Source organism: Brevundimonas sp. GW821-FHT12C05 (genome assembly GCF_058807475.1).
On record NZ_JBXAQS010000001.1, the window covers coordinates 1,469,441 to 1,488,670 of the forward strand.

Consider the following 19,230-nt stretch of genomic DNA (forward strand, 5'->3'; position numbering starts at 1 on the left):
AGGGTTCGGTAGCCGGGCGGCGGCGAGAAACCGCCGCCCGTCCATCCGTCGTCAGCAGGTCAGGCTGGGGGCCGCGGCGCTGGCGGCCTGCAGGCCGCAGGTCCAGCCCTGGTACCAAGTGTCCGCCGCGTTCCGCACGGCGCCGACATAGGTCACCGCGGTGAAGAAGCTGTAGATCGCCGGGGCGTTGGCCGGGGTCACGGCGGTCTCGTTGGCGCCGTTGATGAAGGTCAGGCTCTGGGCCGTCAGGGTGGCGCCGGCCGGAGCCGTCATCGACGAGACGCCGGCGGCGGTGTTGCCGACGTTCGTGGCGCTGATGAACACCGCTTCGGTGGCGGCCGCGTTGATGTTCGAGTCGTTCTCGTACGGACGGTTGCAGGCGAAGAAGACCGAACGGAACACCGGAGCGTTGGTGACCGTCTGGGCGTCGTCGATGTCCAGGCAGGCCGCGGCCGAGGTCGACGGGTTGGTGATCACCGAGTTGATGATCGTCGGCTGGGTGCCGGTGTTCAGCGTCAGGATCGCGTCCGCGGCCACGGCGGCGTTACGGCCGACGATGGTCCAGTTCGAGACCTTGGGCTGGGCGTAGAAGGCGGTGCCCGACGGGGCGGCCGACCATTCGAAGCCGCGGCTGCCGTTGGTCACGGCCGTGGCGCGCTGGGTCACGATGCCGAACTGGGCGCCGCCGCGCCAGCCGGTGTCGGTGTCCAGGCCGTCGTCGTCGGCGCCGTTGATCACGATGTGGCTGAGGTTGACCGTGCCGCCGAAGATTTCGATGCCGTCGTCCGAGCTGTTGTAGGCCTGAACGTGGTCGATGGTCGTGCCCGAGCCGACGCCGGCCAGGGTCAGGGCCTGCAGCTCGTTGTTGGGCGAGATTTCGAAGCCCGAGTAGCGGATCTGGACGTAGCGCAGACGGCCCGAGTTATCGGTCGGGCTGTTGCCGCCGTAGTTGGCGCTGGTGCCTTCGACCTGACCGACGCAGGCGATGTTCGGCGCGGTGACGCCGACCGGGCAGACCGCCGTCGGGGCGCGGCCGGCGATCACGACGCCGCCCCACTGCCCTTGCGAGTTCTCGGTGGTCGTGCCGTCGACGTTGGCGCGGCTGGTGAAGATGATCGGGTTGGTGGCGGTGCCTTCAGCGAAGATCTGCGAGCCGCGGTTGACCAGCAGATAGTCCGAGCCGCCCGAACCGAAGATGCGCACGCCGGCTTCGATGGTCAGGATGCCCTGCTGGGTGCCGGCGACCGGAGCGGCCGGATCGGCGCCGCGGTCATTGCCGACTTCCGTACGGCCCGAGATCGAATAGATCGTGCCGGCGCGCAGCGGCACCGTCAGGTTGCCGGTGATGGTGCTGGGCAGTTGGCAGGCGCGCAGCGTGCCCGCGGCGACGACGCCGACGTTGGCGAAGCCGGTCGGGCAGTCAGCGGCCGGGGTGCCGGGGGCCGGAGGCGTCACGCCGCCACCGCCGCCGTTGCCGCCGCCGAAATCGCCTTCGCCGGGCGAAGCCACTTCAGCCGAACCGCAGGCGGCGAGGGTCAGGGCGCTGGCCGAGAGGGCCAGCAGGGTGGTCAGTTTGAAGCCGGTCATCGTTTTCACCGTGTCTGGTCCAGAGGAACTCACGGCAGGTGAGACCGCGCGCCCATGCGCCCGATCTGACGAAGCATCGCCCCCGCCTGCCCTGTCCGTGGTTAGGAGCCGGATATGACAGCGGGGCCGCCGAACCGTGACGGTTCGGTCGCCCTTGCGTGAAGATGTCGTCGCAGCTTGATGAAACACCGTCATGATACGGCGTAACCGTCACAATGCGTCCGACCCCGCCGGCCTTGCGGCGCTTGGACGAGCCGCCTATCGCAACGGTCGCGGGGCTGGTCGGAGGGATCGTGGACGTCGTCACTGTCACAGTCGTTTTCGCCGCCGCGGGGTCCGTGATCGGTCTCGTTTTGGCCTGGATCAGCGTGCGCCTGCCCGGATCGAGGCCGCATTCCGGCGCACGTTGGCCACTGAGACTGTCCGCCTTCGCCCTGGCGACCGCCGCCATCGGCGCCTGGGCCGGGCTCTCGCAGGCTTCGGTGTCCGCCACCCTGCTGACGGCGATTCTGGGATGGATGCTGCTGCTGATCGCCGTCGTCGACGCCGAGCATTTCTGGTTGCCGGACGAGCTGACCCTGCCTCTGGCCGCCGCCGGCCTGGGCGCCGCCCTGCTTCCGGGGGGGACAGGGCTGCTGAACGCCGCGATCGGCGCCGCGGCGGGCTTCGCCGCCCTCTGGCTGCTGGCCTTCGCCTATCGCCGTCTGAGGGGGCGGGACGGCCTGGGCGGCGGCGATCCCTTCCTGCTGGCGGCGGGCGGAGCCTGGGTCGGCTGGATCGGCCTGCCGACCGTGCTGCTGTGGGCGGCGGCGGCGGGGCTCAGCCTCGTGCTCGCGCGCGCGCTCGTGAAAAAGCCCCTGGCCGGAGACGACCGGCTGGCCTTCGGCGTCTTCCTTGCGGCCGGGATCTGGATGACCTGGCTGTTCGGCCCGCTCGGCCTCTGAGCACAATGGCGATAAGATGAGTCGGAGCAGCGGAATGGATCAGGCCCCGAGCGGCTGGCGTTTCTGGATCGACCGGGGCGGCACCTTCACCGACGTGGTGGCCCGCGCCCCGGACGGGACGCTGACGACCCGCAAGCTGCTGTCGGTCAATCCCGAGCAGTACGCCGACGCCGCCGTGGAGGGCGTGCGCCGGATGCTGGGAGCCGGACCGGATCCCCTGCCCGCCGGCCTGGTCGAGGCAGTGCGGATGGGCACCACCGTGGCGACCAACGCCTTGCTGGAGCGCAAGGGCGAGCCGACCTTGCTGGCGATCACCAAGGGCTTCGGCGACGCCCTGCGCATCGGCTGGCAGAGCCGCCCCGAGCTGTTCGCCCGCCACATCCGCCTGAACGACCAGCTCTACGACCGCGTGGTGGAGATCGACGAGCGCGTCCGCGCCGACGGGGCTGTGGATAGGTCTGTGGATATCGAGGGGACAAGACGGGGACTGAAGGCCGCGCGCGACGCCGGCTTCCGCGCGGTCGCCATCGCCCTGGTGCACGGCTGGCGCTTCACCGAACACGAGCGCCAGGTGGCCGAAATCGCCCGCGAGCTGGGCTTTGAGCAGATCTCGGTCAGTCACGAGGTCGGGGCCCTGATCAAGCTGATCGGGCGCGGCGACACCACCGTGGCCGACGCCTATCTGTCGCCCATCCTGCGCGCCTATGTGGATAAGGTCGGCGGCGCATTGGGCGAAGCCACGCCCCTGCTGTTCATGCAGTCCAATGGCGGGCTGACGGCGGCGGGCGCCTTCCGGGGCAAGGACGCCATCCTGTCCGGCCCGGCCGGCGGCGTGGTCGGCATGGCGGAAACTGCAAAGGTCGCGGGCTTCGACCGCGTCATCGGCTTCGACATGGGCGGCACCTCGACGGACGTGTCCCATTTCGCGGGCGAGTACGAGCGCACGTCCGACGCCGTGGTCGCCGGGGTGCGGCTGCGCGCGCCCATGTTGAGCATCCACACGGTGGCGGCGGGCGGCGGTTCGATCTGCCGCTTCGACGGCGCGCGTCTGCGGGTCGGACCGGAATCGGCGGGCGCCGTGCCGGGCCCGCGCGCCTATCGCCGGGGCGGGCCGCTGACGGTCACCGACTGCAATGTCCTGCTGGGTAAGCTGAAGCCGGAGTTCTTCCCCGCCGTATTCGGCCCGGGCGCCGATCAGCCGCTGGACGCCGACGCCGTGCGCGCGGGCTTCGCGGAACTGGCGGTCGAGGTCGAGGCGGCGACGGGCCGCGCCACGACACCGGAAGCGCTGGCCGAAGGCTTCGTCACCATCGCCGTCCAGAACATGGCCGAGGCGATCAAGTCGATATCGATCCAGCGCGGCTACGACGTCACCCGCTACGTCCTGAACTGCTTCGGCGGCGCGGGCGGGCAGCACGCCTGTCTGGTCGCGGACGCCCTGGGCATGACGACGGTGATGTTGCACCCGTTCGCGGGCGTTCTGTCGGCCTACGGCATGGGCCTGGCCGAGGTGCGGGCGATCCGCCAGGCGACGGCGGCCATTCCGCTGGAGACCGCCGCGGACGCCGAGATGGCGGCGCGGATCGCGGCGCTGGCGGACCAGGCGCGGGCCGAACTGGCGGCGCAGGGCTTCGCTGATGAGCGGATCACGGTGACGGCGCGGGCCGAGATCAAGTTCGCAGGCTCCGACACGCCCCTGACCGTGCCCTTCGGCCCCGCCGACGACATGAGGTCCGCGTTCGAGGCCTTGCATCGCCGCCGCTTCGGTTTCTTCGCCGAGGGCAAGGCGCTGGTCGTCGAAACGCTGGAGGCCGAGGCCACCGGCGCGTCCGGTCAGACGGCGGCGACCGGCGGCGATCCGAGCGACCGCACGCCCGAGGCCGTGACCCACACCTCGGTGTGGATGGCGGGCCGGGACCACGCCGCGCCCGTCTATCGCCGCGAGGACTTCGGACCCGGCGCCGCCGTCGACGGCCCCGCGGTGATCCTGGAGGACACCGGCACCACCGTGGTCGAACCGGGCTGGCGCGCCGCCGCCGATGCGGGGTTGAACCTGATCCTGGCGCGGATCGTCCCCCTGCCCGCCCGCACGGCCATCGGCGCCCACGCCGATCCGATCCTGCTGGAGGTGTTCAACAGCCGTTTCATGGCCGCCGCCGAACAGATGGGCGAGGCGCTGCGGGCCACAGCCTATTCGGTGAACATCAAGGAGCGGTTGGACTTCTCCTGCGCCGTCTTCGACGCCGGCGGCGCCCTGATCGCCAACGCTCCGCACATCCCGGTGCATCTGGGCTCGATGGGTGAGAGCATCCGCACCGTGGTCACCTCGCGCGGCGACGCCCGGGACGGGCGCGGCATGAAGCGCGGCGACGTTTATATGCTGAACGCCCCCTACAACGGCGGCACGCACCTGCCGGACATCACCGTCATCATGCCGGTCTTCCTGGAGGCGGACGAGACGCCCGCCTTCTTCGTCGCCGCGCGCGGGCACCACGCGGATGTGGGCGGCATCACCCCTGGATCCATGCCGCCGACCTCCAGGACCGTCGAGGACGAGGGCGTGCTGATCGACGACTTCCTGCTGGTCGACGCCGGAACGCTGCGGGACGCCGAGACCCGCGCCCTGTTCGCCTCCGGTCCTCATCCGTCACGAAACGTGGATCAGAACATGGCCGACCTGAAGGCCCAGGTCGCCTCCTGCGCGCGCGGCGCCGACGAGTTGACCCGCATGGTCAGCGAGTTCGGACGCGAGGTCGTCGCCGCCTACATGGGCCACATCCAGGACAACGCCGAGGAGGCCGTGCGCCGCGCCATCGCCGCCCTGAAGCCCGGATCGTTCGATCTGGAGATGGATGACGGGGCGATCATCCGTGTACGGATTGACGTGGATACGACGGCCCGCAGCGCGGTCGTGGACTTCACCGGAACCAGCGCCCAGCGGCCCAACAACTTCAACGCCCCCCTGTCGATCACCCGGGCGGCGACCCTCTATGTCTTCCGGACCCTGGTCGACGACGCCATCCCGCTGAACGAGGGTTGCCTGAAGCCGATCGAGCTGATCGTGCCGCAGGGATCGATGCTGAACCCGCGCTATCCCGCCGCCGTCGTGGCCGGGAACGTCGAGACCAGCCAGGCCGTCGTGGATGCGCTGTACGGCGCGCTCGGCGTCTTGGCGGCCAGCCAGGGGACGATGAACAACTTCACCTTCGGCGACGCCACGCGGCAGTACTACGAGACCATCGCCGGCGGCTCGGGCGCCGGGCCCGGCTTCGACGGCGCGGCGGCGGTGCAGACCCACATGACCAACAGCCGCCTGACCGACCCCGAGGTGCTGGAGACCCGTTTCCCTGTCCTGCTGGAAGAATTCTCGATCCGTCATGGCTCGGGCGGCGCGGGCGCGAACCGGGGCGGCGACGGGGCTATCCGCCGCGTGCGCTTCCTGGAGCCCCTGACCGCCGCCATCCTGTCCAACCACCGACGCACGCCGCCCTTCGGCGTGGACGGCGCCGCGCCGGGCGCGGTCGGCGTGAACCGGATCGAGCGGGCTGACGGGACCGTGCAGGCGCTGGACGCCACCGCAGAGGTCGAGATGGCGGTTGGGGACGTGTTCGTGATCGAGACGCCGGGCGGCGGCGGATTCGGCGCGGCCTGAGATTCGAATTTCGGGTAGCAACGTTCTCGGACCGGTGGCAGATTTCGTCGGATGTTCTCCGACGGCCTGATTTCCGGGATCACGCCCATGACCTTCGCGACACTGCCGCAACTCGACAGATCCTTTCTCACGGACGGCGGGCTCGAGACGGACATCCTCTTCAACCGGGGGATCGACCTTCCCTATTTCGCGTCGATCACCCTGCTCAGGACCGCCCAGGGCCGCGAGGCCCTGACCGACTACTTTCGCGGCTTCCTGGATCTGGCCGCGCGGACAGGGAACGGGTTCATTCTCGAGAGCGCCACCTGGCGCGCCAGTCCCGACTGGGCCGAACCGCTCGGGCTGTCGCAGGACCAGCTCGATACGCTGAACCGCGACGCCATCGCCCTGCTGGTCCGGCTACGGGACGCTTACGATCCAGCGAAGATCCCCATCGTCGTCAGCGGCTGCATCGGCCCGCGCGGGGACGGCTATGACCCGGGCCGCATTATGGGCGTGGACGAGGCCCAGACCTATCACGCCCATCAGATCGCGACCCTGGCCGGAGCCGGCGCTGACATGTTCACCGCGATCACGATGACCAACGTCCCCGAAGCCATCGGCGTGACGCGGGCCTCGCGGGCCGCCGGCGCCCCCGTGGCGATCAGTTTCACCGTCGAGACGGACGGACGGCTTCCCACCGGCGACCGGCTGGCCGACGCCGTCGCCGCCGTGGATGAAGCCACCCAGACGGGTCCGGCCTACTACATGATCAACTGCGCGCACCCGGATCACTTCACCACCGCCCTTGAGGAGGGCGCCGGATGGACGTCGCGCGTGCGCGGCCTGCGCGCCAACGCCTCGCGCTGCAGCCATGCGGAACTGGACGCCATGACCGAGCTCGACACGGGCGATCCGGACGAACTGGCCGCCCTGCATCGCGACCTGCGTCTGCGATTCCCGAATTTGACGGTCTTCGGAGGCTGCTGCGGCACCGACCTGCGTCACGTCACGGCCATCGCGGAAGCCTGCCTGTAACGGAAGCCATTCAGGCTCTTTCGCCCAGCCCCGAACCGCGCGACTGTCCGCCCGGGGACGAAAGGGGGACGGCGGATGCTGGTGCTGCTGGGGATTGCGGTCGTGGTCGCGGGCTTCATCGCCCGGATCAACCCGCTGCTGGTCATACTGATCGCCGCCGTCGTCACCGGCGTGCTGGCGGCGGTGACGCCCGGGGTGGAACTCCGGGCCCTGTTCGACGCCGGCGTGGCGACGCTGGCCCGTCTGGGCGAGGCTTTCAACGACAACCGTTATTTCCACATCACCTGGCTGATCCTGCCGGTGATCGGGGTGCTGGAGCGCGCCGGGCTGCAGGAACGGGCGCGCCAGTTGATCGCCCAGGTGCGGGCCGCCACCGCCGGACGGCTGCTGCTGGTCTATCTGCTGGTCCGTCAGGCGACATCGGCGCTGGGCCTGACCTCGCTCGGCGGCCATCCGCAGATGGTGCGGCCGCTGGTCGCCCCGATGGCCGAAGGCGCGGCGGAGGCCGAGCACGGCCCCCTGCCCGACAAGGTCCGCTTCCGCATCCGCGGCATGTCCGCCGCGACCGACAACATCGGCCTGTTCTTCGGCGAGGACATCTTCATCGCCATCGGCTCAATCGTCCTGATGGTCGGCTTCCTCGAACAGGCGGGGATCAAGGTCGAGGCCCTGCATGTCTCCCTGTGGGCCATCCCCACGGCCATCGCCGCCTTCATCGTGCACGGCGTCAGGCTGTGGCTGTTCGACCGGGCGCTGAAGCGCGACCTCGCCACCCCCGCCACCGACGTGGAGGCGGGCCGATGATCACCCTGCAGCACGCCTACATCCTGGTCGGCCTGATGTTCCTGGCCTTCGCCGTCTTCACGGCCACGGACCGGACGCACCCGACCCGCATTCGAAACACCCTGTTCTGGGGTCTGATCGCGATCTCCCTGCTGTTCGGCGACCTGCTGGGCGGGTTGGGCAACGGCCTGTTGGTGGTGGCGTTGGTCATCGTGGGCGCGATCGGAAAAATGGGGGTCGGCCAGCCCACGACCACCACGCTCGAGGAGCGGCGCGAGGGCGCGGCCCGACGCGGAAACGCCCTGTTCGTTCCGGCCCTGATCATCCCGCTGGTCGCCGTCGGCGGCACGCTGCTGGCGAAGTATACGGGCGCCGGGGCCTGGCTGATCTCCTCGACCCAGACGACCCTGATCGCCCTGGGCCTCGGCTGCGTCATCGCCCTGTTCGCGGCCATGGCCTGGTTCCGTCCTCCGGTCCTGGCGCCGGTGCAGGAGGGCCGCCGCCTGATGGACTCGATCGGCTGGGCCACTCTCCTGCCGCAGATGCTGGCCTCGCTGGGCGCGGTCTTTCTCGCCGCCGACGTGGGCGGGGTGGTCGGCCAGTTGGTCAGCCAGACCGTTCCCCTGACCACGCCCCTGCTGGCGGTCGTTGCCTACTGCCTGGGCATGGCCCTGTTCACCGTGGTCATGGGCAACGCCTTCGCCGCCTTCCCGGTGATGACCGCCGCCATCGGCCTGCCCATCGTGGTCCACCAGTTCGGCGGCAATCCGGCCATCGTCTGCGCGATCGGCATGCTGGCCGGCTTCTGCGGGACGCTGATGACGCCCATGGCGGCCAATTTCAACGTGGTGCCCGCCAACCTGCTGGAGTTGCCTGACCGCAACGCCGCCCTGAACGGGGTGATCCGGGCCCAGCTCCCCACCGCCCTGATCATGCTGATCGTCAATATCGGACTGATGTATGCGCTCGCCTTCCGGTTCTGAGATGACCTACGTCCTCGACGCCGCCACCGCCTCCCGCTTCGCCTCCGCCGCGCTGGGGCACGTCACCCGCGAATATCCGAACAAGCTGGATCACGTGATGACCGGCAAGCGGGACGTGAAGGGGCCGCGCGACCTGCACCCGATCTTCTTCGGCAGCTTCGACTGGCACTCGTGCGTGCACGGCTGGTGGACCCTGTTCACCCTGCTGCGGCTGTATCCGAACAATCCCGAAGCGCCCCGCATCTGGGCGCTGGCGAACGAGCTGTTCACCCCGGACAACATCGCGGCCGAGGTCGCCTATCTGGCCCAGCCGTCCAGCCGGGGCTTCGAGCGGCCCTATGGCTGGGGCTGGTTGTTGATGCTGGCCGCGGAGATGGACCGGCACGACAGCGAGGACGGACGCCGCCGCGCCGCCATCCTGCGCCCGCTAGCGCAAGCCTTCGCCGACCGCTTCCACGCCTTCCTGCCGCTGGCCGGCTATCCGGTGCGGGTCGGCACCCACTACAACACCGCCTTCGCCCTGCGGTTGACGCTGGACTGGGCCGAGGCCAACGATCCGGCGCTGGCGACCCTGTGCCGCGAGAAGGCGCTGGCCTGGCATGCGGGCGACCGCGACTGTCAGGCGTGGGAGCCGTCTCAGGACGAATTCCTGTCGCCCGCCCTCATGGAGGCGGCCCTGATGCGGCGGGTGATGGAGCCCGACGCCTTCCGGGACTGGTTCAACGCCTTCCTGCCTCGGGTCGGATCGCAGAAGCCCGCGACCCTGTTCATCCCCGTCGGCGTCAGCGACCGGTCGGACGGCAAGATCGCCCATCTGGACGGTTTGAACCTGAGCCGGGCCTGGTGCTGGCGCGAGATCGCCTCGGCCCTGCCCGATGGCGACATCCGCGCCGCCATCGCGCATAGGGCCGCCGAAATCCATCTGGACGCCGCCCTGCCCCACGTCACCGGCGACTACATGGGCGAACACTGGCTTGCCAGTTTCGCGTTACTGGCGCTTCAGGCGCGACCGAAAGTTGAAAATTAAGTATTAGAAATCTATATTTTTTCTGCAACCCAACATCGGGTGACACATTGTCTGTCCCAGCCCGGGATTGAACATGTTCAAGTCGCTACGCTGCAGGATCAAAGGTCACTTCTTCGTCGATAGCCGCGCGCAGCCCGGCATGCAGACCTGCGTCCGCTGCCACACGCGTCAGCCGTTCGAGAGGCTGAACATGGTTCTGACGGCCGGGGCGCCGTCGAACCCGGCCCCGCCTCAAGCCTAAACCAGTCGGCTCTGCACCACGGCGGCGGCGATGAAGCCGGCGAACAGAGGGTGCGGCGCGAACGGCCGGCTCTTCAGCTCCGGGTGATACTGGACGCCGATGAACCACGGGTGGTCCGTGCGCTCGACCGTCTCGGGCAGGACGCCGTCAGGCGAAAGGCCGGCGAAGACCAGCCCGGCCTTCTGCTCGATCGCCTCGCGATAGTTGATGTTGACCTCATAGCGGTGGCGATGCCGTTCGCTGATGGTGGTCGTGCCGTACATCTCCGCGATCCGGGACCCCGCCTTGAGCACGGAGTCATAGGCGCCCAGGCGCATGGTGCCGCCCAGATCGCCGCCCTGCTGACGCAGGACGCGCTGGTTGCCCTGGGTCCATTCGGTCATCAGGCCGACGACCGGCTCGGCCGTGGGGCCGAACTCGGTGGACGACGCCTTGGGATAGCCGGCGAGGTTCCGCGCCGCCTCGATCACCGCCATCTGCATGCCGAAGCAGATGCCGAAATAGGGGATGTTGCGCACCCGCGCGAAGCGGGCCGCCTCGATCTTGCCTTCCGAGCCGCGCTCGCCGAAGCCGCCGGGCACCAGCACCGCGTGCGCGCCCTGCAGCCGGGCCTCGCAGGCCTCGGGGTCGCCCTCGAAGGTGTCGGCTTCGACCCAGTCGATGTTGACCTTGACGTTGTTGGCCACGCCGCCGTGGTGCAGCGCCTCGATGAGGGATTTGTAGGCGTCCTTCAGGACCGTGTACTTGCCGACCACCGCCACGGTGACCTCGCCATCGGGCTGCAGGCGACGACGGGCGATCTCCTGCCAGCGCGACAGATCGGGCGCCGGGGCGTCGGTGATGCCGAAGTGGGCCAGGACTTCCGCGTCCAGTCCCTCGCGGTGATAGTCCAGCGGCACGGCGTAGATGTCGGCCGAGTCCATCGCCTGGATGACGCCGCTTTCGCGCACGTTGCAGAACAGGCCGATCTTGCGCTTTTCCTCGGGCGGGATCGGGAATTCGCAGCGGCACAGCAAGATGTCGGGCTGGATGCCGATCGAGCGCAGCTCCTTGACCGAGTGCTGCGTCGGCTTGGTCTTCATCTCGCCGGCGGTCTTGATGAACGGCAGCAGCGTCAGGTGGACGAAGCAGGACTGGCCGCGCGGCAGGTCCTGGCCCAGCTGGCGGATGGCCTCGAAGAACGGCAGGCCCTCGATGTCGCCGACGGTGCCGCCGATCTCGACCAGCACGAAGTCGACGTCGTCGCCGTCGTCGGTCACGGCCGGCGTCAGACAGAAGGATTTGATCTGGTCGGTGACGTGCGGGATCACCTGCACCGTCGCGCCCAGATAGTCGCCGCGCCGCTCCTTCTCGAGGATGGTCGAGTAGATGCGGCCCGTGGTGATGTTGTCGGACCTGGCCGCCGAAACGCCGGTGAAGCGCTCGTAGTGGCCCAGGTCGAGGTCGGTCTCGGCCCCGTCGTCGGTCACGAAGACCTCGCCGTGCTGATACGGGCTCATCGTGCCCGGATCGACGTTCAGATAGGGGTCGAGCTTACGAAGGCGAACCTTGTAGCCGCGCGCTTGCAAGAGCGCGCCGAGAGCGGCGGAAGCGAGGCCTTTTCCCAATGAGGAAACCACGCCGCCAGTGATGAACACGTAACGGGCCATGGGAGATCACCTTACCGCTGATTCGGCCCGCCGGATCCGTGGCGACCGCGCAAACATGTGGACGAAGGGGCGCGCGAAACGCGACCCTGGACTGCGAAGACTTTGAGGGCGGGAGAGGAAGGCGGGGAGAAGGTCCCCGCCCATCCTTATTGAGCGGGCGCCGGCTGGGCCGGGGCGGGAGCCGGGGCCGGAGCGGCCGAAGCGCCGGACAGGCTCGACTCGAGGTCCTGCATCGACGGAGCGGCCGGTTGGGCCGGGGCGGCCGGATCGGCGGCGGCGGCGTCCGGCGTGGCCGACGGCGGCGGAGCCGCCAGTTCGCCGACGGCGTCGGCGTCCACGATCGACCGGTTCGACCGCTCGACATTGCCCAGGATCGTCAGCGACAGGGCGCAGGCGAAGAACAGGGCGGCCAGGACCCAGGTGGTCTTGGTCAGCAGATTGCCCGCTCCGCGCGCGGTCATGAAGCCCGAGGGACCTCCGCCCATGCCCAGCGCGCCGCCTTCGGAGCGCTGCAGCAGGACCACGCCCGCGAGCGCGAGCGAGATAAGGATCATGACGACGAGGAGAATGATCTGGAGCATGGCAGCCGATATGTGTGGCGCAAACCCGCGCCGATCAAGCGGCGGCGTCTATCATCGTTGTGTGCGGTGGGCAACGACGGCGCGAGGGAAGTGACGGTCAGGCCGCGCGGATGATGCCCAGGAAGTCCGCGGCCTTCAGTGAAGCGCCGCCGACCAGGGCGCCGCCGACCTCGGGCGTCGACAGGATGTCGCGGGCGTTGTCCGGCTTGACCGAGCCGCCGTACAGGATCGGCGGCGTGGCGGCGGCCAGGCCCAGGCGTTCGATCATCGCGGCGCGGACGGCCCGGTGGACCTCCTCGATCTGTTCCAGCGTCGGGGTCAGGCCGGTGCCGATGGCCCAGACGGGCTCATAGGCCACCGCGAACGCCTGACCAGCCAACGCCAGCGGCAGGGAATGGATCACCTGGTCGCGCACGACCTCGACCGCCTGCCCCGCCTCACGCTGCTGCAGGGTCTCGCCGACACAGACGATGGGCGACAGGCCCGCGGCCAGCGCCGCCTCCGCCTTGGCCAGCACCAGGGCGTCGGACTCGCCATGGCCCTGGCGGCGTTCGGAGTGGCCGAGAATGACCAGGCTCGCGCCGGCGTCCTTCAGCATGGCGGCGGAAATGTCGCCGGTGTAGGCGCCCGAGGCCTCGGCGCGGCAGTCCTGCCCGCCGACCTCGACGGGGCCGCCCGCACAGGCGGCGGCCATGCGCTCGACCAGGGTGGCGGGCGGGCACAGGGCGACCCGGCAGGCCGCCGGTTCGGCCTCCAGCGCACCGCGCAGGGCCTCCGCCTCGGCGAGGCTCGCGCCCAGCCCGTTCATTTTCCAGTTTCCGGCGATCAGCTTCACGGATTGTTTCATGGCCGTCTCTCTAGGCGGGGACGGCGGCCAAGCCAAGATGCGCGAACGGACGAAGCGTCGCCATCGTCTTGCCGTGCTGGCCCCTCACGCCCTATAGGCCGAGGTGGCCATTCTCGCCGCCCTTCCGTCAGGACCGACCATGCTCACCGCGTTCCGCAAATTCGCCAAGTCCAAGTGGGCCATCGGCCTGCTCGTCCTGCTGGGTCTGGGCCTGCTGGTCACCGGCGGTTCGCAGATGCCGGACCTGCTGGCCAGCTTCGGTCCCAAGCATGTGATCTCGGCCGGCGATCGCAGCATCGACGCGCAGGAGTTCCGCGTCGACCTGGACCGCATTCGCAATCAGGCCCAGGAACAGGCCGGTCGCGCCCTGACGTTCGAGGAACTGATCGGCGGCGGACAGCTCCCGGCCTATCTGGCCCAGCAGTCCGAGCGCCTCGGCTTCATGTCGTGGGCCGAGAAAGTCGGCATCCGCCCGGGCAAGGAACTGGTCCTGCGTCAGATTCGCCAGGTCCCCGCCTTCTTCGATTCGGTCACGGGCCGCTTCGACCAGGCCGCCTACGTCGCCGCCCTGCAGCGCAACAACGCCACGCCCGAGCGCTTCGAGCACGAGATGCGCGACGAGATCGTGACGCGTCACTACGGCTCGGCCATCGGCGCCGGCGTCCGCCTGCCGCGCATCTACGGCGCCATCCTGGCCAACCAGGCGCTGGAAACCCGCGACGGTCGCTGGTTCGCCGTGACCCAGGCCATGGCCGGCACGGCCGCCGCGCCGACCGACGCCCAGCTCAACACCTTCATCCAGCAGAACGCCGCCCAGCTGCGTCTGCCTGAATTCCGCAGCGCCTCGGTGGTGCTGTTCGACAGCCCGACCGACGGTCAGGGCGAGATCACCGACGCCCGCATCGAGGAACGCTTCAACTTCCGCCGCGACGCCCTGTCGCAACCGGAAACCCGCACCTTCGTGACCCTGACCGCGCCGAACAAGGCCGTGGCCGACCGCATCGCCGCCGCCCTGCGCGCCGGCCAGACGCCGGAAGCCGTCGGTCAGGCCAACAACCTGCAACCCTCGGCCTTCACCGATCGCCCGCGCACCGCCTTGACCGATCCGGCCGTGGCCGCGGCGGTCTTCGGCATGACCCCCGATCAGATCTCCGACCCTGTTCAGGCCCGCGTCGGCTTCGTCGTGGCCAAGCTGACCGGCGTCAAGCCGGGCCGCCCCTCGACGCTCGCGGATGTCCGCGCCCAGATCATCGAGGAACTGCGTCAGGAAGACCGCCGCGCCGCCGTCTATCGGCGTGTCGAGGCCTATGACAAGGCGCGCAAGGACGGCAAGACGCTTGAGGCCGCCGTCACCGAGATCGGCGCCCGCATCCTCGCCGTCCCGCAAGTGACTCAGGACGGCCGCAGCCTGGTGCAGCCGAACTTCCGCGCTCCGCCGCAACTGCTGGAAGCGATGTGGAAGCTCGGCCGCAACGGCGAGAGCGAAGTCATGGAAGCCGGTCAGGGCGAATATTTCGTCGTCCGGATCAATGAGATCGTGCCCCCGGCCCTGCCCTCGCTGAGCAACCCCCGCTTCCGCTCCGAACTGGCCGCCAACTGGATCGCCCGCGAGAACAACCGCCTGCTCACCACCCGCGCCAACGCCCTGGCCGGCCGCATCCGCGGCGGTGAGGACGTGGCCGCCGTCGCCCGGTCGGCCGGCGCCGCGCTGCAGACCGCCGCCAACGTCGGCGCCCAGGACCAGTCCGCGGGCGAAGGCGTCATCCAAGGCCTGTTCTCCACGCCGCGCGGCCAGGTGTTCGCCCAGCAACAGGCCGCCAACAGCTTCGTCATCGGCCGCACGGACGCGATCACGGCGCCCAACCCGACCCTCGCCGCCGGCCCCGCAGACCAGTTCCGGGCCCGCATGGGCGGGGACAACCTGAACGCCGTCGGCGAGACCGCCATCAAGGCCGCCGCGGCCCGCGTGAACGCCACCTTCAGCGAACCGCAGGCCCGCCTCGCCCTGGGTCTGTCGGAAGTCGCCCCGGCGACCCCGGCCGCTGGAGCCGCCGGCGCCGCCGCTCCGCGCGGTCCGGCTCCCGCCCCGGCGCAATGACGGCGGCGGACCTCTCCGCCGCCGCCTTCTCCGACTTCCGCGACGGCTGGTCCTCGGGCCGGCCGCAGGTGGTCGTCCGCCGGCTGGTCGATGATCTGGAGACCCCCGTCTCGGCCTTTCTGAAGGTCGGGCGGGGCCGCCCCCACGCCTTCCTGCTGGAGTCGGTCGAGGGCGGCGCCGTCAACGGCCGTTATTCGATCATCACGCGCGAGCCCGACGTCGTCTGGCGCTGCCGCGACCGCCGGCCGGAGACCGCCCGTGGCGCGGACATCGCGGCTGACCGCTACGCCCCCGATGGCGAGGATCCGCTGGCCTCGCTGCGCGCCCTGATGGCCGCCTCGCGCTTTGAACTTCCCGAGGACCTGCCGCCCATGGCCGCGGGGCTGTTCGGGGTGTTCGGCTATGACATGGTCCGCCTGCTGGAGCCGCTGGGCGCGCCCAATCCGGACCCGCTGGATCTGCCCGACGCGGTACTGACCCGTCCGGCCATCGTCGGCATCTTCGATTCCGTGAAGCACGAGATCGTTCTGGTCTCGGCGGCCTATCCGGACAGCGGGCAGGACGCTCGCGCCGCCTGGGACGCCGCCGCCGAGCGGCTGGACCGGTTCGAGGCCGACCTGCGCACGCCCCTGCCGGCCCTGCCCGCGCCGGTGGAGGCCGCCGGGCCCGCCTTCGTCTCACCGGTCGACGAGGCCGCCTTCGACGTGATGGTCGCCCGCGCCAAGGACTACATCGCCGCCGGCGACATCTTCCAGGTCGTCTTGAGCCACCGCTTCTCGGCGCCGTGGGAGACGGACCCGCTGGCTTTCTATCGCGCCCTGCGCCGCCAGAACCCGTCGCCCTATCTGTTCTTCCTCGACTTCGGCGATTTCCAGCTGGCCGGGTCCAGCCCGGAGATCCTGGTCCGGCTCAAGGACGGCCGGGTGACCATCCGCCCGCTGGCCGGAACCCGTCCGCGCGGCGAGACGCCCGAGGCCGACCGGGCGCTGGAGGCCGAGCTGCTGGCCGATCCCAAGGAGCGCGCCGAGCACCTGATGCTGCTGGACCTGGGCCGCAACGACGTGGGCCGGGTGTCCGCGCCGGGCACGGTCGAGGTCACCGAAAGCTTCAAGGTCGAGCGCTACAGTTCGGTCATGCACATCGTCTCGGACGTGCAGGGCGTGGCCGATCCGAAACTGGACGCGGTCGACACCCTGCTGGCGGCCCTGCCCGCCGGCACCCTGTCGGGCGCGCCCAAGGTGCGGGCGATGGAGATCATCGACGAGCTGGAAGAGCTGAAGCGCGGCGTCGGCTACGGCGGCGGGGTCGGCTATATCTCGGCGGGCGGCGAGGCGGACATCTGCATCGTCCTGCGCACCGCCCTGTTCGCCGACGGCCAGATCCATGTGCAGGCGGGCGCCGGCGTCGTCGCCGACAGCGATCCGGCGGCGGAATACGCCGAGACCCGGGCCAAGGCGCGTGCGCCCATGCGGGCGGCGGACGAAGCCTGGCGCTATCCGTTCGGCAACGGCTGAAGCAGACGAAATCGGGCGTCTGGCGACCGCACGGCTTCAGATTCTGAGTGGATGGGCGGTGGGTTTCGGATCGCCGAACGATCCTGACCTCCCCAGCTTGCTTTGGAGTTGGGGACGAAACAGTTTCGTTCAAGAATTGGCGAACGGCTTTATATGCGCAAATTGCGCTCCCTTCGGCAAAGGAGGGGGCCCGGCATGCGTATTCTCTTATCGACCTATGGCTCGCGCGGCGACGTCGAGCCCCTGGCGGCCTTGGCGGTCGCTCTCAAGGGTCTGGGCGTCGAGGCGATCGTGTCGACGCCGCCGGATGCGGACTTGATCGATCTGCTCGAGCGCGCCGGCGTCGAGCACGCACCGGCTTTCATGTCGGTGCGCGACTGGATCGAGGCGGCGCGGCGCGAGCCCAAGCCCCTGCCCGCGCTCTCGGCCATCATGATCCCGGCCCAGTATGAGGCGCTCGACGCCGTCGCGGCCGGATGCGATGCGATCGTCTCGACCGGTCTGTTCCCCTCGACCGCCGCCGCCCAATGCGTCGCCGAGCGGCGGGGCTTGCCCCATCGGTCAGGGATCTTCTGTCCGCTGTCCTTGCCGTCGGATCATCACTGGCCCTTCCCCCGTCCCGGCCGCCCCTTGCCGCCCGAGGTGACTAACGCACGCGAGCTGTGGGCATTGAACGCCCAGACCATGGACGAGCTGTTCGGCGAGGCGGTGAACGCCCAGCGTATCGCTGTCGGCCTGGCGCCGGTCGACAACGTCCGCGACCACGTCTTCGGCGACCGCCCTCTACTGGCCTCGGACCCGATTCTCTGGCCGTGGGAGCCGACGGACATGAGCGCCCCGGTTCAAACCGGGGCCTGGATTCTGCCCGACGAACGGCCTCTGTCACCCAAGTTGAGTACCTTCCTGAATGCGGGCACGCCGCCGGTCTATGTCGGATTCGGCAGCATCAACCTGCCCAGCACCAAGGCCGCCGCCGTCACGGCGATCGAGGCGGCGCGAGCGCACGGCCGGCGCGTCGTCCTGGCCAGCGGCTGGGCCGACAACGCCCTGATCGACGACAGGGACGACTGTTTCCTCGTCGGCGAGGTCAACCAGCAGGCCCTGTTCGGGCGGGTCGCCGCCGCCATCCACCATGGAGGCGCCGGCACAACCACCACGGCGACCCGCGCCGGCGCGCCCCAGGTCATCGTGCCCCAGATCGTGGATCAGCCGTTCTGGGCCGCGCGGGTCGAGGACCTGGGGGTGGGCGTGGCGCATGAAGGATCAACGCCGACCTTCGAAAGCCTGACCCAGGCGCTCGAGCGGGCGCTCGCACCGGAGACCCAGACGCGCGCGACTGCCGTGGCCGAGACGATCCGGCCGGATGGTGCGGCGATCGCAGCGAAACTGTTGATGCGGAGCGTCAGGCGACCCTAGCGGTCGCCCATGATCGCCGCCGGCTCCTGGAAGCGGACGCCCGGCCCCAGGATCATCACCCCGGCCATCAGCATCGCCGCCGTCGCGGCCAGGGCCGCCGCGCCGAGCGCGGACCACGGACTGACCGGCGCGACCGCCGGAGCGGTCAGCAGGATACGCGCCTTCTGGATGCCGTCGGCCATTCGAGCCTCCCCGTTCGAAGAGTCCCAATTCGATCCAATACAGTTAACGCAATCTTACCGACCCCTGAGGCGCCTTGGGCGCTTGGCGCGGCGGGCCGTAGTCCCTAGAAGCCAAGTCATGATCCTCGTCGTCGATAACTACGACAGCTTTACCTACAACCTCGTCCACTACCTCGCGGAGTTGGGCGCGGAGACGCGCGTCGTGCGCAACGACGACCTGACGGCGGCGCAGGCCTGGGCGCTGAAGCCCGAGGCGGTGCTGCTGTCGCCCGGTCCGTGCACGCCCAACGAGGCCGGCGTCTGCCTGGCCCTGATCGACACCGCGCCGCTGGACATGCCGATCTTCGGCGTCTGCCTGGGCCATCAGGCCATGGGCCAGGCGTTCGGCGGCGACGTGATCCGCGCCAAGGCCCTGATGCACGGCAAGACCTCGCCGATCCTGCACGAGGGCAAGAGCGTGTTCCGCGGCCTGCCCTCGCCGTTCACGGCCACGCGCTACCACTCGCTGGCGGTGAAGCGCGAGACCCTGCCGGACGTGCTGGAGGTCACCGCCTGGACCGCCGACGGCGAGATCATGGGCCTGGCCCACAAGACCCGCCCCATCCACGGCGTGCAGTTCCACCCGGAGTCGATCGCCACCGAGCACGGCCACGATCTGCTGGCCAACTTCCTGGACCTCGCGGGCGTGAAGCGCCGGGCGATGGTCTGA

Annotated in this window: 15 protein-coding genes; 10 read left to right on the forward strand and 5 right to left on the reverse strand. The window is 69.8% G+C overall.

The features are described 5' to 3' along the window. Window positions 1-51: 51 nt before the first annotated feature. Window positions 52-1,587 (reverse strand): beta-helix domain-containing protein, encoded by a 1,536-nt coding sequence (locus tag AC1RRF_RS07000; RefSeq protein ID WP_492833715.1) that lies wholly within the window; start codon window positions 1,585-1,587, stop codon window positions 52-54. Window positions 1,588-1,880: 293 nt separating this feature from the next. Between AC1RRF_RS07000 and AC1RRF_RS07005 the strand changes: the two genes are divergently transcribed. From AC1RRF_RS07005 to AC1RRF_RS07030, 6 genes are all read left to right on the forward strand, one after another. Further along, window positions 1,881-2,531, forward strand: a complete 651-nt coding sequence (locus AC1RRF_RS07005; RefSeq protein ID WP_492833716.1) for a prepilin peptidase — start codon at window positions 1,881-1,883, stop codon at window positions 2,529-2,531. A gap of 34 nt (window positions 2,532-2,565) precedes the next feature. Further along, the gene (locus AC1RRF_RS07010; RefSeq protein WP_492833717.1) at window positions 2,566-6,183 is read left to right on the forward strand and encodes a hydantoinase B/oxoprolinase family protein; all 3,618 of its coding nucleotides are present in this window, start codon (window positions 2,566-2,568) and stop codon (window positions 6,181-6,183) included. An 87-nt stretch (window positions 6,184-6,270) separates the two neighbouring features. Then, window positions 6,271-7,200 (forward strand): homocysteine S-methyltransferase family protein, encoded by a 930-nt coding sequence (locus tag AC1RRF_RS07015; protein ID WP_492833718.1) that lies wholly within the window; start codon window positions 6,271-6,273, stop codon window positions 7,198-7,200. A gap of 75 nt (window positions 7,201-7,275) precedes the next feature. Further along, window positions 7,276-8,004: a DUF969 domain-containing protein gene (locus tag AC1RRF_RS07020; protein ID WP_492833719.1), complete on the forward strand. Its 729-nt coding sequence runs from the start codon at window positions 7,276-7,278 to the stop codon at window positions 8,002-8,004. Beyond that, a complete protein-coding gene (locus AC1RRF_RS07025) occupies window positions 8,001-8,966 on the forward strand; it encodes a DUF979 domain-containing protein (protein ID WP_492833720.1) in 966 nt (321 codons plus the stop codon). Before AC1RRF_RS07020 ends, AC1RRF_RS07025 begins: the two co-directional genes overlap by 4 nt. 1 nt (window position 8,967) lies before the next feature. Continuing rightward, window positions 8,968-9,993 (forward strand): DUF2891 domain-containing protein, encoded by a 1,026-nt coding sequence (locus AC1RRF_RS07030; RefSeq protein ID WP_492833721.1) that lies wholly within the window; start codon window positions 8,968-8,970, stop codon window positions 9,991-9,993. A 237-nt stretch (window positions 9,994-10,230) separates the two neighbouring features. Here AC1RRF_RS07030 and pyrG read toward each other — a convergent pair whose 3' ends face one another. The 3 genes from pyrG to tpiA form a co-directional block, all read right to left on the reverse strand. Beyond that, entirely contained in the window at window positions 10,231-11,883 is a 1,653-nt protein-coding gene (gene pyrG, locus AC1RRF_RS07035; RefSeq protein WP_492833722.1) for a CTP synthase, read from the reverse strand. A gap of 146 nt (window positions 11,884-12,029) precedes the next feature. After that, window positions 12,030-12,464, reverse strand: a complete 435-nt coding sequence (gene secG, locus AC1RRF_RS07040; protein ID WP_492833723.1) for a preprotein translocase subunit SecG — start codon at window positions 12,462-12,464, stop codon at window positions 12,030-12,032. Between the two features lie 97 nt (window positions 12,465-12,561). Further along, a complete protein-coding gene (gene tpiA / locus AC1RRF_RS07045; RefSeq protein ID WP_492833724.1) occupies window positions 12,562-13,311 on the reverse strand; it encodes a triose-phosphate isomerase in 750 nt (249 codons plus the stop codon). A gap of 139 nt (window positions 13,312-13,450) precedes the next feature. Here tpiA and AC1RRF_RS07050 point away from each other — a divergent pair, with 139 nt between their 5' ends. The 3 genes from AC1RRF_RS07050 (at window position 13,451) to AC1RRF_RS07060 (ending at window position 18,339) form a co-directional block, all read left to right on the forward strand. Continuing rightward, window positions 13,451-15,409, forward strand: a complete 1,959-nt coding sequence (locus AC1RRF_RS07050; RefSeq protein ID WP_492833725.1) for a peptidylprolyl isomerase — start codon at window positions 13,451-13,453, stop codon at window positions 15,407-15,409. After that, window positions 15,406-16,923 carry an anthranilate synthase component I gene (gene trpE, locus AC1RRF_RS07055; RefSeq protein ID WP_492833726.1) on the forward strand — a complete coding sequence of 506 codons (1,518 nt, stop codon included), beginning with the start codon at window positions 15,406-15,408 and terminating at the stop codon, window positions 16,921-16,923. The genes AC1RRF_RS07050 and trpE overlap by 4 nt, the downstream gene beginning before the upstream one ends. Window positions 16,924-17,118: 195 nt before the next feature. Continuing rightward, window positions 17,119-18,339, forward strand: coding sequence for a glycosyltransferase (locus tag AC1RRF_RS07060; protein ID WP_492833727.1), 1,221 nt, complete (start codon window positions 17,119-17,121; stop codon window positions 18,337-18,339). Here the strand turns inward: AC1RRF_RS07060 and AC1RRF_RS07065 are convergent. Continuing rightward, window positions 18,336-18,521: a hypothetical protein gene (locus tag AC1RRF_RS07065; protein ID WP_492833728.1), complete on the reverse strand. Its 186-nt coding sequence runs from the start codon at window positions 18,519-18,521 to the stop codon at window positions 18,336-18,338. The two genes, AC1RRF_RS07060 and AC1RRF_RS07065, sit on opposite strands and share 4 nt — an antisense overlap. 118 nt (window positions 18,522-18,639) lie before the next feature. Here AC1RRF_RS07065 and AC1RRF_RS07070 point away from each other — a divergent pair, with 118 nt between their 5' ends. Further along, window positions 18,640-19,230: an anthranilate synthase component II gene (locus tag AC1RRF_RS07070; RefSeq protein WP_492833729.1), complete on the forward strand. Its 591-nt coding sequence runs from the start codon at window positions 18,640-18,642 to the stop codon at window positions 19,228-19,230.

What these genes read in the sequence shown, in the direction of transcription:
- AC1RRF_RS07025 (WP_492833720.1), top strand. Translation starts at nt 8,001, where the DNA reads ATGATCACCCTGCAGCACGCCTACATCCTGGTCGGCCTGATGTTCCTG.
- AC1RRF_RS07070 (WP_492833729.1), top strand. Translation starts at nt 18,640, where the DNA reads ATGATCCTCGTCGTCGATAACTACGACAGCTTTACCTACAACCTCGTC.
- secG (WP_492833723.1), bottom strand. Translation starts at nt 12,464, where the DNA reads ATGCTCCAGATCATTCTCCTCGTCGTCATGATCCTTATCTCGCTCGCG.
- AC1RRF_RS07015 (WP_492833718.1), top strand. Translation starts at nt 6,271, where the DNA reads ATGACCTTCGCGACACTGCCGCAACTCGACAGATCCTTTCTCACGGAC.
- AC1RRF_RS07010 (WP_492833717.1), top strand. Translation starts at nt 2,566, where the DNA reads ATGGATCAGGCCCCGAGCGGCTGGCGTTTCTGGATCGACCGGGGCGGC.
- AC1RRF_RS07020 (WP_492833719.1), top strand. Translation starts at nt 7,276, where the DNA reads ATGCTGGTGCTGCTGGGGATTGCGGTCGTGGTCGCGGGCTTCATCGCC.
- AC1RRF_RS07030 (WP_492833721.1), top strand. Translation starts at nt 8,968, where the DNA reads ATGACCTACGTCCTCGACGCCGCCACCGCCTCCCGCTTCGCCTCCGCC.
- AC1RRF_RS07050 (WP_492833725.1), top strand. Translation starts at nt 13,451, where the DNA reads ATGCTCACCGCGTTCCGCAAATTCGCCAAGTCCAAGTGGGCCATCGGC.
- tpiA (WP_492833724.1), bottom strand. Translation starts at nt 13,311, where the DNA reads ATGAAACAATCCGTGAAGCTGATCGCCGGAAACTGGAAAATGAACGGG.
- trpE (WP_492833726.1), top strand. Translation starts at nt 15,406, where the DNA reads ATGACGGCGGCGGACCTCTCCGCCGCCGCCTTCTCCGACTTCCGCGAC.
- AC1RRF_RS07060 (WP_492833727.1), top strand. Translation starts at nt 17,119, where the DNA reads ATGCGTATTCTCTTATCGACCTATGGCTCGCGCGGCGACGTCGAGCCC.
- AC1RRF_RS07065 (WP_492833728.1), bottom strand. Translation starts at nt 18,521, where the DNA reads ATGGCCGACGGCATCCAGAAGGCGCGTATCCTGCTGACCGCTCCGGCG.
- AC1RRF_RS07000 (WP_492833715.1), bottom strand. Translation starts at nt 1,587, where the DNA reads ATGACCGGCTTCAAACTGACCACCCTGCTGGCCCTCTCGGCCAGCGCC.
- pyrG (WP_492833722.1), bottom strand. Translation starts at nt 11,883, where the DNA reads ATGGCCCGTTACGTGTTCATCACTGGCGGCGTGGTTTCCTCATTGGGA.